Origin of the sequence: Streptomyces sp. NBC_01275 (genome assembly GCF_026340655.1) — a bacterium.
Taxonomy (GTDB): Bacteria; Actinomycetota; Actinomycetes; order Streptomycetales; family Streptomycetaceae; genus Streptomyces.
This window is the reverse complement of the sequence record NZ_JAPEOZ010000001.1, coordinates 4,466,282-4,479,676: the sequence shown is the minus strand read 5'-3', so window position 1 is coordinate 4,479,676 and position 13,395 is coordinate 4,466,282. Positions and strand designations below refer to the sequence as shown.

Below are 13,395 nucleotides of genomic sequence, written 5' to 3'. Positions count from 1 at the left end.
CCCGAGACCATGAGAGCTCCCTGAGTGCTCCCTGAGAAGCCCGCCAGAACCTCGTATGCCCGATATAAAGCCGAATCCGGCAGGGAGGCGAGGTCTCTCAGGCAACCCTCATGCAAGCCGCCGGACGCTCATCGGTCGGGTCGCCGGACGGTCATTCGCAGCCGCACGACCGACGCGGCACCAGCCGCGACGGGAACACCTTCAGCCGCTCGCGCCGCGAGCCCGCGACCCGCAGCCCGTCGTCCAGCACCAGGTCCACCGCCGCGCGGGCCATCGCCGAGCGGTCCGATGCGATCGTTGTCAGAGGAGGGTCGGCGAGGGCCGCCTCCTTGATGTCGTCGAAGCCGGCCACCGCCAGCTCGCCGGGCACCTCGATGCGCAGCTCGCGCGCCGCACGCAGCAGGCCGATCGCCTGGTCGTCGGTGGAGCAGAAGACGGCCGGCGGCCGGTCCGGTCCCGCCAGCAGTTCCAGGCCCACCTTGTAGGCGTCGTAGCGGTTGTACGGCGCCTCGAAGAGCCGCCCCTCCGTGCTCACCCCGGCCTCGTCCATCGCGCGCCGCCAGCCCTCGACGTGGTCGGAGACGGGGTCGCCGACCGAGGGGGTCTCCGCGGTGCCGCCGACACAGGCGACGTACTCGTAGCCGTGCTCGAGGAGGTGGCGTACGGCGAGCTGGGCGCCGCCGAGGTCGTCGGTGACGACGGCGACGTCGTCGATGGCCTCGGGCCGCTCGTGCAGCAGGACGACCCGGGCGTCCCACGCGTCGATCTCGGCGGCGGCGTTGTCGTTGAGCGCGTGGCTGACGAGGATGAGCCCCGAGACGCGCATGCCGAGGAACGCCCGCAGATAGTGGACCTCGCGCTCGCCGACGTAGTCGGAGTTGCCGACGAGCACCATTTTTCCGCGCTCGGATGCGGCCTGTTCGACCGCGTGCGCCATCTCCCCGAAGAAGGGCTGGCGCGCGTCCGGCACGATCAGGCCTATGAGGTCGGTGCGCCGGGACGCCATCGCCTGGGCGACCCGGTCGGGCCGGTACCCCAGTTCCTTGATGGCGGCGAGGACACGCTCGCGCGTGGCCGGGGCGACCGGCCGGGGTCCGTTGTTGATCACATAGCTGACGACGGCGGTGGAGGTACCCGCCAGTCGCGCCACGTCATCCCGAGTCACCTTGGCCACGCGCGGAGTCTACGCGGATGGACCCGCTCTGGGCAGGGCGTACAGGAGCTTCCCTGTGCGCGAGCAACGCCCTTCCCGAGCGGGTGCCGGGCCTACCGGCGGGTACTACACCTCCGTCGAGACCTCTTCGGCGTCCAGGGCGGCCGCGTTGTCCGCATCCTCCGCTTTTGACTGCTCCGGCCGGTCCGTCTTGGCCTTCGCGTCCTCGGTCGCGCGCTCGCCCTTCTCGGGCGTAACGAATCGATAACCGACGTTGCGGACGGTCCCGATCAGCGACTCGTGCTCCGGGCCGAGCTTGGCGCGCAGCCGTCGTACGTGCACGTCGACGGTGCGGGTGCCGCCGAAGTAGTCGTAGCCCCAGACCTCCTGGAGGAGCTGTGCGCGCGTGAAGACGCGGCCCGGGTGCTGGGCCAGGTACTTCAGGAGCTCGAACTCCTTGAAGGTGAGGTCGAGGACCCGGCCCTTCAGCTTCGCGCTGTAGGTCGCCTCGTCCACCGACAGATCGCCGTTGCGGATCTCCATCGGGGAGTCGTCGTTGACGATCTGCTGGCGGCCCATGGCCAGGCGGAGGCGGGCCTCCACCTCGGCGGGTCCGGCCGTGTCGAGGAGTACGTCGTCGATGCCCCAGTCGGCGGTGACGGCCGCGAGGCCGCCCTCGGTCACGACGAGGATGAGCGGACAGCCCGGGCCGGTGGAGCGCAGCAGCTGGCACAGGCTGCGGACCTGCGGAAGGTCACGGCGTCCGTCGATCAGGATGACGTCGGCGCCCGGGGTGTCGACGAGAGCGGGTCCCTCGGCCGGAGCCACGCGCACGTTGTGCAGCAGGAGGCCCAGCGCGGGGAGCACCTCCGTCGACGGCTGGAGAGCGTTGGTCAGGAGCAGCAGAGAACTCATACGTCTGGTTCCTCCTCGGTCCCTGCGAGGACGTTTGGCACTGCGGCATTGCACCGCATGGCATTGCATGCGGACTGCGCTGCGTTCCCGGGGCCCGTACACCCGCGGTCACCTGGCGTTTCCCGCCCGGTTCCCGTTTCGTATACAACACTTCCGAAAGCACAAAAGGACCCGGGGGCTACGCTGCCCGAGTCCTCTGTCCAGCAGAATAGCCCACATGAGCAGCAGTCCGGCAGGTCATGTGGCGGGTTCCACCGTTCGTCCGAATTCCGAGACGGGCACGCGCACACCATTGCGGACGTTTCTGCCCACCGCCGACGGGATTTCCATCGATTCCGTATACGACCCGGGTGCGGTTGTATACGACGCCTCCGCGCCATCCGCCCGTCACCCGGTGTTCGTGATCGCACATGGGTTCACGGGTGACGTGGACCGCCCGCAGGTACGGCGCGTGGCGTCCGCCCTCGCCCGGCACGGGGCCGTCGTCACCTTCTCCTTCCGCGGCCACGGCCGCTCCGGCGGGCGCTCCACCGTCGGCGACCGCGAGGTCCTCGACCTGGCCGCCGCGGTGGACTGGGCGCGCGGGCGAGGGCACGCGCGCGTGGTGACGGTCGGCTTCTCCATGGGCGGCTCGGTGGTGCTGCGCCACGCGGCGCTCTACGAGGGGACGGTGGACGCCGTCGTCTCGGTGAGCGCGCCCGCCCGCTGGTACTACCGGGGCACCGCCCCCATGCGCCGACTGCACTGGATGGTCACCCGCCCCGAGGGCCGCCTGGTCGGCCGCTACGGCTTCGGCACCCGTATCCACCACCGTGAGTGGGATCCGGTGCCGCTCTCCCCGACGGAGGCCGTCCCGAAGATCGCCCCCACCCCGCTGCTGATCGTGCACGGCGACCGGGACGGCTACTTCCCCCTCGACCACCCCCGGATGCTGGCCGAGGCCGCCGGTGACCACGGCGAACTCTGGCTGGAGCCCGGCATGGGCCACGCTGAGCACGCCGCCGACGACCGTCTGCTGGCCCGCATCGGGGACTGGGCGGCTGCGCGGGCGGGCTAGCCTGACCGTGTACACAGCCGATTGATTGAGGAATCCGATGCCCAAGGTCACGGTGCGCTACTGGGCGGCCGCGAAGGCCGCGGCCGGGGTCGCCGAGGAGCCGCACGACGCGGACACCCTCGCCGAGGCACTCACCGCCGCACGCGCGCGACACCCCGGCGAACTCGTGCGTGTCCTGCAGCGATGCTCGTTCCTCGTCGACGGTGACCCCGTGGGCACCCGCGACCATGAGACGGTACGGCTGGCCGACGGCGGCACGGTCGAGGTGCTCCCGCCGTTCGCAGGAGGGTGACGATGACCGACCAGCAGCCGTATCAGCAGCATCAGCCGCATCAGCAGCCGTACGAGCCGTATCAGCCGTACGAGGGCTACGACCCGTACGCCCAGCAGCAGCAGCCCGCCCAGCAGCCCCAGCAGCAGTACCCCCCGCAGCAGGCGTGGCCCGGGCAGCCGCAGGGGTACGACGAGCCGCAGGCCCACCTCCAGTACACGCAGGAGTGGCAGGGCCAGACCTGGGAGACGAGCGTGCAGGCCCCGGTCGTCGCGGACCCGGCCCAGACCGCCTATCTGCCCCCGCAGACGGGCGACGCGCCGCCCTCCCCCTACGCGAACGCCTACGGCGACGCCCTGCCCCCGGCCGCCCCCGCGCCGCAGGCGCAGGCGCAGACGAGCGGTGAGCCGGAGGGCGGCGTCGGCGCCTCCTACGGCCCCGCGACCGTCGCCGGCAACGCCCGCGTCACCGACGCCCAGCGGGCCCGGCTCGAGGGCCGCTCCCCGATCATCGAGCCGGGCATGCAGCCCGCGGCGCTCACCGCGCTCCTCGGCCTGCTCCTGTCCGGCACGGCGGCCATCGGGTCGTACGCCCTGCTGGTCCCGCTGGTCGCCCTGCAGGCCGTCACCGCGGCGGGCTGGTTCCGGCTGAACGGCATGTGGCCGGCCCGGCAGGGCATCGCGCTCGCCTTCCTGGGCGCGCTGGTCTCCGACGTCGTCCTCCTCGCGGCCGGCCGCGAGCACGCGCCCGCGGCGATCCTCGGCACCCTCGGCGTGTGGGTCCTGCTCTGCCTCGTCCTTCAGCTGCGCTCGCACGCCGACCCCGACGAGCGCATGTACGGCCTGATGGCGACCGTCGCCTCCTCCGCCCTGGCCGTCCTCGCCACCGGTCACCTCGGCGCGGACCCGGACGCGGTGACGGTCGGCGCGGCCGCGGTCGCGGTGGCCGTGCTGGCCCGCGCGCTGCCGCTGCCCACCCCGGCCTCCGTCGTCGTCGCCCTGCTCGCCGCGGCGGGCGCGGGCATCGCGGTCGGCGGGATGACCGGCATGGGCGCGCGGGGCGCGCTGCTCGGCGCGGGCGCGGCGGTGTGCGCGCTGATCGGCCACCGGGTCGCGAGCTACGACTACCCGTCCCGCTTCGTCCACTTCACGGCGGGCGTGGCCCTGCCGCTGGCCGCCGCGGCCCCGGCGGTGTACGTGCTGGGCCGGGCGCTGGCGTAGGCGACTACGCGCAACTTCCGAGGAGCCGGCGGAGATTGCCGGCCCCCGGGGGTCTGTCACAGCTGATCGACAATCCCGCGGAAGCCCTTCCCCCGAGGGTTACCGTGGGCCGTCAACTGACCTTTGCAGGCCATCCGGGTGGGGGAACGACCGCATGCGTGCGCTTCGAATACTGCTGATCGTCGTCGTGGTCCTGGGCGGTCTGTTCGTCCTCGCGGACCGCCTCGCCGTCCATCTCGCGCAGGGCGAGGTGGCGGACAAGCTGAAGACCACCGAGAACCTCGCGGCCACCCCGGACGTGTCCATCAAGGGCTTCCCGTTCCTCACCCAGGTCGTCGGCGGCTCCCTGGACGACGTCGAGATCGGCATCAAGGACTACGAGGCGGTCGGCACCGACGGTCAGAAGATCCGTATCGACGACCTCGAGGCCGACATGAAGGGCGTCGACTTCTCCGGCGACTACAGCTCCGCCACCGCCTCCTCGGCCACCGGCACGGCGACCATCGCCTACGCCGAGCTGCTGAAGGCCGCCAAGTCCGAGCCCACTCAGGTCGCGCCGGGCGTCACCGCCGAGGTCGTCGGCCTCGCCGACGGAGGCAACGGCAAGATCAAGGTCACCATCGAGGCGACCGTGCTCGGCACCAAGCTGCCGCAGCCGCTCTCCGTCCTGAGCACGGTCACCGCCGAGGGCGACACCGTCCGTGTGCACGCCGACTCGCTGCCCAGCTTCGGCGGGGTGTCGGCCGCGGAGAACGAGGTGCGCTCGATCACCGACTTCGAGCAGAAGATCGACGACCTGCCCGGCGGCATCCAGCTGGACAGCGTCGAGGCGGCGCAGGACGGTGTGCAGATCAAGGTGAAGGGTTCGAACGTCCGGCTGGCCGGGTAGGACAGGCCCTCGGTGGGGTGGACGGTGACCCGGACGGGGACGCACACGTGTACGGGGACATGGACGGGGACATGGACGGTCGGCGTCCGAAAGGCGAGACGTCGCCGTCCGCACCGTAGATGTGACGGCGGATACATGCGCCCGGAGGCCCTGTACGGCGGGATCGGGCCCACGTTCATCCCACAATTCGGACGATCGCATCTCACTATGCGGAGCGCTGGTGACATGCCCGCCCGTCCGTCCCTACGATCGACGGCATGATGCAGCGACAGGCGGATCTCACGAAGCGGCGGGCAGTAGACCTGTGCCGCGTCGCCGCCATGCTCTGTCGCACTTTCTGAAGCGGAAGCGCCGCCGGCCTTCCGCGCCTCCCGGCGCCCTCGTATGAGGGCATCCGTGCGCCGGCCGCCGGCGAGACCCGGCCGCGCACCCCTCTTTCTTGTACACCCCCGCCGTAACTGCCCCGGAGGAGAACGAGCATGAGCCGCAGCGACGTCCTGGTAGACGCCGACTGGGTCGAGGCCAACCTCGACAACCCGAACATCGCGATCGTCGAGGTGGACGAGGACACGTCCGCCTACGAGAAGAACCACATCAAGAACGCGATCCGCATCGACTGGACCAAGGACCTCCAGGACCCGGTCCGTCGTGACTTCGTCGACCAGGAGGGCTTCGAGAAGCTCCTGTCCGCGAAGGGCATCGGCAACGACACCCTGGTGATCCTCTACGGCGGCAACAACAACTGGTTCGCGTCCTACGCCTACTGGTACTTCAAGCTGTACGGCCACGAGGGCGTCAAGCTCCTCGACGGCGGCCGCAAGAAGTGGGAGCTGGACGCCCGCGAGCTGGTCGACGGCACCGACGTGCCCGCGCGCCCGGCGACCGACTACAAGGCCAAGCCGCAGGACACGTCCATCCGCGCCTTCCGTGACGACGTCGTCGCCGCGATCGGCGCGCAGAACCTGGTCGACGTCCGCTCGCCCGACGAGTTCTCCGGCAAGCTGCTGGCCCCGGCCCACCTGCCGCAGGAGCAGTCGCAGCGTCCGGGCCACGTCCCGTCCGCCCGCAACATCCCGTGGTCGAAGAACGCCAACGACGACGGCACCTTCAAGTCGGACGACGCGCTCAAGGAGCTCTACGCCGACGAGCAGGTCGACCTGGCGAAGGACACCATCGCGTACTGCCGTATCGGTGAGCGTTCCGCGCTCACCTGGTTCGTGCTGCACGAGCTGCTCGGCGTGGAGAACGTCAAGAACTACGACGGCTCCTGGACCGAGTACGGCTCCCTCGTCGGCGTGCCGATCGAGCTCGGCGCCAACAAGTAAGCCCCCGACCAAGCCCTTGACCCCGTAAGGACAGACCATGTGTGGAGCGAAGGCCGGCGGCCCGGACGCCTCGACGATCAAGCCCGGTGAGACCACGATCCAGGGTCAGGTGACGCGCGACGGCGAGCCGGTGGTCGGATACGTCCGCCTGCTGGACTCGACCGGCGAGTTCACGGCCGAGGTCCCGACCTCGGCGACCGGACAGTTCCGCTTCTATGCGGCCGAGGGCACCTGGACCGTCCGCGCCCTCGTTCCGGGCGGCACCGCGGACCGCACGGTCGTCGCCCAGCAGGGCGGCCTCGCGGAGGTCGCGATCGCCGTCTGAGACACCCGGCGACCGGAGGGCCGTACTCCCCGCGCATGGCATGTGCCGCCCTGCGCTCGGGTACGGCCCTTAGCCCTGTCCGGACCTACTCTGGACATATGTACGCGCGACGGCGCCACGCCTACTTCGCCATGATGGGGACCTGCGTCGGTCTCTTCGTCCTGGCCTGGGCGGTCGTGCGCATCTGGTCGGTCCCGGTGGCCGTCGGGATGTGCGTGGTGGCCATGGTCATCCCGCCGCTCGCCGCGATCGTCGCCAACCGCCGAGGCCCCGACGACCGCTGGTGGGACGACCCCTCCGGCGACCCGAAGTCCGACGAGTGGTGGGACGAGCTGGACGGCAAGAAACGCCGGCCGTAGCGATACGACGTCCCACGGGACGCCGCACGGGACGCGGCACGGCACATCCCACGGGCGGCCTCCTCAGTAGACGAGCGCCTGCGTCTCGTCCCCCAGCGCCTCCTGTACGAACACCTGCGCGCCCGCGATCCGTACGCCGTCCAGGACGTCCTTCTCCGTGATGTCCCGCCGGGCCGCGCACTGGGTGCACAGCGTGAGACGGCCGCCGGCCAGGATCGAGTCGATCAGGTCCGGCAGCGGGGCCGCGTGCGGCAGCTCGAACTCGGCGGCCCGGCCCGGCAGCGCGAACCACGCGGACTCCCCGGTCAGCCACAGGGACACCTCGACCCCGCTGGCCACGGCCACCGCCGCCACCGTGAACGCCTGCGAGCACCGCTCGGGGGCATCGGCCCCCGCGGTCACCTTGATCACGAGCTTCTTCGCCATGCCCGAATCGTAATCAACTCCCTTACAACTGGCCGCGTTGACCATGAGTCTCCTGTGGAGCGCGAAATGGAAACGCGCGTTCGACGTTTTGAGGGGGACGTTGTGGAAGATCCCGAAAGGGCGGAAGAGCCCGAAAGGGCGGCAGGGCCAGAAGAGGCAGACGAGCTGCCAGAAGAGGCAGAAGAACTGCAAGGGGAGAGCGCGGAGCAGGCCCCGGACGATGCCGTCGACCCGCCTGCCCGACCCGGACCCCGACCCCGTGGCCGTACGACGTCGATGGTCGCCGTGGCCGCCGTGCTGGGCGTCGTCGCGGGCGCCTGCGCCGGATACCTCGTCCAGGCCGATCGCGAGCCCACCGCGCTGCCGTCGCTCTCCCAGCCCGTGGTCGGACAGGCCAAGGGCGAGGTCGAGCCGCTGTCGGCGGCGCAGGACCGCCGGGTGAAGACGAACGGCGATCTGCGCAAGCTGCTGCTCGACCGGCCCAAGGGCGCGCGGGACAGCCTGTTCCCGGTGGGCAGCGACGGCTGGCTGGACCTGCCCGAGTACGCGGACCGGTTCGGGAAACCGGGCAACGCCTTCAACGGCCTCGTCGACGACGAGTTCCGCCGCGCGGCCGGGACGTCGTGGCGGGTGGGCGACACGTACAACGCCGAGATCGTCCTCGTGCAGTTCCGCCAGGAGAGCAAGCCGGCCGCGTCCGAGTGGGCCGAGAACGGCGCGTACTGGGCCGAGGACGAGGACGACACCCGCAGCTGGCCCGTCCCCGGCACCGGGGACGGCAACGGGACGGCCTACGTGCACGACACCCCTGACCGGAAGGCGGGCTACCTCCCGCTGTACACGGCCGAGGCGCACGCCTGGCGCGGTGACCTGTACATGGAGATCTGGATCACCGACAGCAAGCCGATCGCCAAGGCGAAGATCATGGACCTGGCCAAGCGGCAGATGGGGAAGCTGTGAGCGAGAACCCCGAGATCACAGAGACCGCAGAGATCACAGAGACCGCAGAGATCACAGAGACAGCAGAGATCACAGAGACCGCAGAGACCGCAGAGATCCCTGAAAAGGGCGTGCGTAAGGTGCGCCCCGGTCGGATCGCCGCCGTGGCGGGGGCCGTGCTGCTGGCCGGTGCGTTGATCGGCGGTGTCGGCTACACCGTCGTGACCGTCCAGGACGCCGACCGGGCCGGCGGCGAGCCCACGTGGAAGTTCCCGTCGTCCGACGACGGGAAGAGCGGGCAGAGCGAGAAGGGCGAGAAGGGCGCGAAGTCCGCGTCGGGGCTGAGCTCTCTGTTCGTGCCGTTCGGAACCGACGGCTTCGACCCCGGTCCCGACCTCGAGGAGTTCGGCTCGGACGCCGACTTCAACGGGGCGCAGGCCAACGCCCTGCGCAAGGAGTCGATCAAGGACCTGCCCAGCTCCACGCGCAAGCAGTTGGAGAAGCTGTACGACAAGCAGCGCATCCAGGCCATGGCGATCCGGAGCTACGCCGTCAGCCGGCTGGACTACAACATCACGGACGCGATCACGGTCGACGCCACGTTGACGCGGCTGAAGAACCGGACCGCCGTACGCGAGACGGCGTCGTCCTACAACGCGTTCCTCGCCGACACGGACCTCTTCCGCGAGGGCCCGAAGATCGCGGGCCACAAGGACGCGCACTGCTTCCTGACGCCCAAGGGCGAGGACGAGGAGCTGGGCAACGCGTTCTGCACCGCCTCCGTGGGAGACGTGCTGGTCAGCGTCACCGCGAATGGGCCAGGGCCGCTCGACGGGGCGTTCGTCGCCAAGTTCTTCGCCGCACAACTCGACCGCATCGACGACCCGGGACAGGCCGTATGACCGACCAGCCGCAGACGACGGACATTCCCGAACAGATCCCGAACGAGCAACCGGAGCAACCGGAGCAGCTCGACCAGCCGGAGCAGCTCGACCAGCCGGAGCAGCCGGAGATCGAGCAGCCCGCCGCCCCCAAGGACCGCCGCGTCCTGCGGGCCGTCCTGCGCTGGACCGCCGTCGTCACCGTCTTCGCGACGCTGGGGGCGGGGACGGCGTACGGGATCACGCGGATGGAGCGTACGGATCTGCTCGGTCTCGCCACCGAGTCGGACGGGCGCTGGGCGTACCCGGAGATCACCCGGCCGCCGCTGCCCTCGGGCAGCCCGGGCCCGCTCGACACCAGGAACTGGGCCGGCGCGCACTACGCCGACCTGCGCGCGCTGCTGCTGCCCGCGCCCGAGGGGGCGACGGACGACAAGGCGCTGCGGGGCACGGACGGCTGGCTGGCCACGAAGGACTTCCTCGCGGTGTTCGAGGCGGGCAAGGACCGGGACACGGCGGGGCAGTTGCTCACCGACTACGGCCTGCGGCATGTGGCCGCCCGTGGCTGGACCGCCGAGGACGGCACCCACACGGGCGTCTACCTGCTGCAGTTCGACACGGCGACGGTGACCGAGCGGCTCTTCGGGGAGTTCACCGGATACGCCTCGCCCGTGTTCGCCCTGCGCGGCGCCGCCGAGACGGAGTTCGACGCGACGTACCCGACCGCCGCCGACCCCGCCGGGATCACGCGCAACGCCTACGACGAGGTCAAGCCGTACGGCGCCGAGCAGGTCCGGCAGGCCTACCTGCGCGCCGGGGACGTCGTCGCCCTGATCGTGCAGTCCCGCAAGGGCACGGCAGCCGCCGTTCCCTTCCAGCAGACGGTGGCCCTGCAGAGCCAGCTCCTCGGCTGACCCGTAAGCTGGGGCCCGGCCCTGTCGTACGTGTGCCGAAGCCGTACGTGTACCGAACCACGCTCATCCGAGGAGCACCCCGTGGAGATCTTCTTCGAATCCCTGCTGGTCCTGGTCTGCGTCGGCGTTCTCGCCTTCGCCGGTCTGACCGTGAAGAAGCTGTACCAGGGCCAGCGCTGACCACCACGTCCAGGAACTGTCACTCATGATCGAGATCCCGTCCGACCTCCACAAGGACCTCGTCCCCCTCGCCTTTCTGCTGGGCACCTGGGCGGGCGCCGGCGTCCACGACTTCCCCGGCTCCGAGAAGTGCAACTTCGGGCAGGAGGTCACCTTCGCCCACGACGGCCGGGACTTCCTGGAGTACCGCTCCCACACCTGGGTCCTGGACGGCGACGGCAACAAGGTCCGTCCCCTGGAGACCGAGTCCGGCTTCTGGCGGATCGACGGCGCCCGCAAGGTCGAGGTGACGATGACGCGCGACGACGGCGTCATCGAGATCTGGTACGGCGAGCTGGCCGACAAGAAGCCGCAGATCGACCTGGTCACGGACGCGGTGGCCCGCACGGCCGCCTCCCGCCCCTACACCGGCGGCAAGCGTCTGTACGGCTACGTCAAGAGCGACCTCATGTGGGTCGGCGAGAAGCAGACCCCCGAGGTCGAGCTGCGCCCCTACATGTCGGCCCACCTGAAGAAGGTCGTCACCCCGGAGGACGTCCAGCGCTGGGCCAAGGCCCTGCCCGACGACATGCCGGACGACGGGATCGCTTTCTTCAAGTAAGACCCACATCGGATCACCCGGGACTACCGCCTGGGTAGCTGACGTAGTCCTAGACTCTTGGGTGTGGTGAGCACCGACTGGAAGAGCGACCTCAGGCAGCGCGGCTATCGACTGACGCCGCAGCGCCAGCTTGTCCTCGAAGCTGTGGACACCCTGGAGCACGCGACCCCCGACGACATCCTCGTGGAAGTGAGGAAGACGGCGTCGGGGGTCAACATTTCCACCGTCTACCGGACCCTGGAGCTCCTGGAGGAGCTCGAGCTGGTCAGCCATGCCCATCTGGGGCACGGTGCGCCGACGTACCATCTCGCCGACCGCCACCATCACATCCACCTCGTCTGCCGTGACTGCACGAACGTGATCGAGGCCGATGTCGAGGTGGCCGCCGAGTTCCGGGCCAAGCTGCGCGACACCTTCGGGTTCGAGACCGACATGAAGCACTTCGCGATCTTCGGTCGCTGCAAGGACTGCTCTCTCAAGTCTTCAACTACCGAGTCGTAGGCTTAGGCGTATGAAGAGCCCTCTGCTGTCCCTGCCCGGCGCCGTCCCCGCCGAGGGCGTGGACGAAGGCGTCGCCGCCCACTACGGCGACCTGTTCCGCGAACAGCGCGCCCTCGCCGACGGCACCGGTTTCGTCGACCTCTCGCACCGCGGGGTCGTCACCGTGACCGGCGAGGACCGGCTGAGCTGGCTGCACCTGCTGCTCACCCAGCACGTCAGCGACCTCCCCGCGGGCCAGGCCACCGAGGCGCTGATCCTCTCCGCCAACGGCCACATCGAACACGCGCTCTACCTCGTCGACGACGGCACGACGGTCTGGGCCCATGTCGAGCCCGACACCCAGGAGGCGCTGATCGCGTACCTGGAGTCGATGAAGTTCTTCTACCGGGTCGAGGTCGCCGACCGCACGGCCGACATCGCGCTCGTCCACCTGCCCGCCGGCTCGATCGCCGCGCCGCCGGCCGACGCGGTCGTGCGCGAGACGCCGTACGGCCGTGATCTCTTCCTCCCGCGCGCCGACCTGGAGTCGTTCGCCGAGCAGGCCGCCCCCGCGGCCGGTCTCCTCGCCTACGAGGCGCTGCGCGTCGAACACCACCTCCCGCGCGTCGGCTTCGAGACCGACCACCGCACGATCCCGCACGAGCTGGGCTGGATCGGCACCGCGGTCCACCTCCAGAAGGGCTGCTACCGCGGCCAGGAGACGGTCGCCCGGGTCCAGAACCTCGGCAAGCCCCCCCGCAGGCTCGTCTTCCTCCACCTGGACGGCAGCGAGGTACACCTGCCCCCCGCCGGCACCGAGCTCCGCGTCGCCGACGAGGCCCCCGACGGCCGTAAGATCGGCTTCATCACCACCTCCGTACGCCACCACGAACTCGGTCCCGTGGCCCTGGCGTTGGTGAAGCGGAACGTACCCCTGGACGCACCGCTGCTCGCCGACACGACGGCGGCGGCCCAGGAAGCGGTGGTAGAGCCCTAGCCAGTAGCCGCCGGGCTTACATCTCGATCAGCACGGTGAACGGGCCGTCGTTCGTCAGGGAGACGCGCATCTGCGCGCCGAAGCGGCCCGTCGCCACCGTCGCGCCCAAGGCGCGGAGCTGGGCGACGACCTCGTCGACGAGGGGCTCGGCGACGTCGCCGGGGGCGGCCGCGTTCCAGGTGGGGCGGCGGCCCTTGCGGGCGTCGCCGTAGAGCGTGAACTGGCTGACGACGAGGAGCGGGGCGTCGAGGTCGGAGCATGACTTCTCGTCGTGCAGCATGCGAACCGACCACAGTTTGCGGGCCAGTTGGGCGGCCTTCTCCTTGGTGTCCTCGTGGGTGACCCCGACCAGGACGCACAGGCCCTCGCCGGCGATCTCCCCGACCGTCTCCCCGTCCACGACGACGCTCGCGCCGTCCACTCTCTGCACCACTGCACGCATGCGGACCATGATGCCGGGCGC

General features: G+C 70.4%; 18 protein-coding genes. 14 read left to right on the top strand and 4 right to left on the bottom strand.

Features of this window, described 5'->3' with window-relative positions:
* Window positions 1-151: 151 nt before the first annotated feature.
* Window positions 152-1,174 (bottom strand): LacI family DNA-binding transcriptional regulator, encoded by a 1,023-nt coding sequence (locus tag OG562_RS19620; protein ID WP_266399526.1) that lies wholly within the window; start codon window positions 1,172-1,174, stop codon window positions 152-154.
* Between the two features lie 105 nt (window positions 1,175-1,279).
* A complete protein-coding gene (locus OG562_RS19615) occupies window positions 1,280-2,068 on the bottom strand; it encodes a response regulator transcription factor (protein ID WP_266399524.1) in 789 nt (262 codons plus the stop codon).
* Window positions 2,069-2,285: 217 nt separating this feature from the next.
* Between OG562_RS19615 and OG562_RS19610 the strand changes: the two genes are divergently transcribed.
* From OG562_RS19610 to OG562_RS19580, 8 genes are all read left to right on the top strand, one after another.
* The gene (locus tag OG562_RS19610; protein WP_266399522.1) at window positions 2,286-3,125 is read left to right on the top strand and encodes an alpha/beta hydrolase; all 840 of its coding nucleotides are present in this window, start codon (window positions 2,286-2,288) and stop codon (window positions 3,123-3,125) included.
* A 37-nt stretch (window positions 3,126-3,162) separates the two neighbouring features.
* Window positions 3,163-3,417 (top strand): MoaD/ThiS family protein, encoded by a 255-nt coding sequence (locus OG562_RS19605; RefSeq protein ID WP_266399520.1) that lies wholly within the window; start codon window positions 3,163-3,165, stop codon window positions 3,415-3,417.
* Window positions 3,418-3,419: 2 nt separating this feature from the next.
* Window positions 3,420-4,616 carry a hypothetical protein gene (locus OG562_RS19600; RefSeq protein WP_266399518.1) on the top strand — a complete coding sequence of 399 codons (1,197 nt, stop codon included), beginning with the start codon at window positions 3,420-3,422 and terminating at the stop codon, window positions 4,614-4,616.
* A gap of 154 nt (window positions 4,617-4,770) precedes the next feature.
* A complete protein-coding gene (locus tag OG562_RS19595; protein ID WP_266399516.1) occupies window positions 4,771-5,505 on the top strand; it encodes a DUF2993 domain-containing protein in 735 nt (244 codons plus the stop codon).
* 257 nt (window positions 5,506-5,762) lie between these two features.
* On the top strand, window positions 5,763-5,846 hold the full coding sequence (locus tag OG562_RS46240) for a putative leader peptide (RefSeq protein ID WP_351766844.1): 84 nt from the start codon (window positions 5,763-5,765) through the stop codon (window positions 5,844-5,846).
* Between the two features lie 138 nt (window positions 5,847-5,984).
* Entirely contained in the window at window positions 5,985-6,830 is an 846-nt protein-coding gene (locus tag OG562_RS19590; protein WP_266399515.1) for a sulfurtransferase, read from the top strand.
* A 37-nt stretch (window positions 6,831-6,867) separates the two neighbouring features.
* Entirely contained in the window at window positions 6,868-7,155 is a 288-nt protein-coding gene (locus OG562_RS19585) for a DUF1416 domain-containing protein (RefSeq protein WP_007382995.1), read from the top strand.
* Window positions 7,156-7,253: 98 nt separating this feature from the next.
* Window positions 7,254-7,514 carry a DUF3099 domain-containing protein gene (locus OG562_RS19580; protein WP_266399512.1) on the top strand — a complete coding sequence of 87 codons (261 nt, stop codon included), beginning with the start codon at window positions 7,254-7,256 and terminating at the stop codon, window positions 7,512-7,514.
* 63 nt (window positions 7,515-7,577) lie between these two features.
* Here the strand turns inward: OG562_RS19580 and OG562_RS19575 are convergent, their stop codons facing one another.
* Window positions 7,578-7,940 carry a DsrE family protein gene (locus tag OG562_RS19575; protein WP_266399510.1) on the bottom strand — a complete coding sequence of 121 codons (363 nt, stop codon included), beginning with the start codon at window positions 7,938-7,940 and terminating at the stop codon, window positions 7,578-7,580.
* A gap of 276 nt (window positions 7,941-8,216) precedes the next feature.
* On the opposite strand from OG562_RS19575, the gene OG562_RS19570 reads away from it, so the two are divergent.
* The 6 genes from OG562_RS19570 to OG562_RS19545 all read left to right on the top strand — a co-directional run bounded on the left by OG562_RS19570 (window position 8,217) and on the right by OG562_RS19545 (window position 12,932).
* Complete coding sequence (locus OG562_RS19570; protein WP_266399507.1) at window positions 8,217-8,900, top strand: hypothetical protein; 684 nt, start codon at window positions 8,217-8,219, stop codon at window positions 8,898-8,900.
* A gap of 110 nt (window positions 8,901-9,010) precedes the next feature.
* The gene (locus OG562_RS19565; protein ID WP_266399506.1) at window positions 9,011-9,781 is read left to right on the top strand and encodes a hypothetical protein; all 771 of its coding nucleotides are present in this window, start codon (window positions 9,011-9,013) and stop codon (window positions 9,779-9,781) included.
* Window positions 9,778-10,674 (top strand): hypothetical protein, encoded by an 897-nt coding sequence (locus tag OG562_RS19560; protein ID WP_266399504.1) that lies wholly within the window; start codon window positions 9,778-9,780, stop codon window positions 10,672-10,674. Before OG562_RS19565 ends, OG562_RS19560 begins: the two co-directional genes overlap by 4 nt.
* Before the next feature lie 205 nt (window positions 10,675-10,879).
* The gene (locus tag OG562_RS19555; protein WP_266399502.1) at window positions 10,880-11,455 is read left to right on the top strand and encodes an FABP family protein; all 576 of its coding nucleotides are present in this window, start codon (window positions 10,880-10,882) and stop codon (window positions 11,453-11,455) included.
* 63 nt (window positions 11,456-11,518) lie between these two features.
* Window positions 11,519-11,956 (top strand): Fur family transcriptional regulator, encoded by a 438-nt coding sequence (locus OG562_RS19550; protein ID WP_266399500.1) that lies wholly within the window; start codon window positions 11,519-11,521, stop codon window positions 11,954-11,956.
* 10 nt (window positions 11,957-11,966) lie between these two features.
* Complete coding sequence (locus tag OG562_RS19545) at window positions 11,967-12,932, top strand: folate-binding protein YgfZ (protein ID WP_266399497.1); 966 nt, start codon at window positions 11,967-11,969, stop codon at window positions 12,930-12,932.
* Window positions 12,933-12,948: 16 nt separating this feature from the next.
* Here the strand turns inward: OG562_RS19545 and dtd are convergent, their stop codons facing one another.
* A complete protein-coding gene (gene dtd / locus OG562_RS19540) occupies window positions 12,949-13,374 on the bottom strand; it encodes a D-aminoacyl-tRNA deacylase (RefSeq protein WP_266399495.1) in 426 nt (141 codons plus the stop codon).
* Window positions 13,375-13,395: the final 21 nt, after the last annotated feature.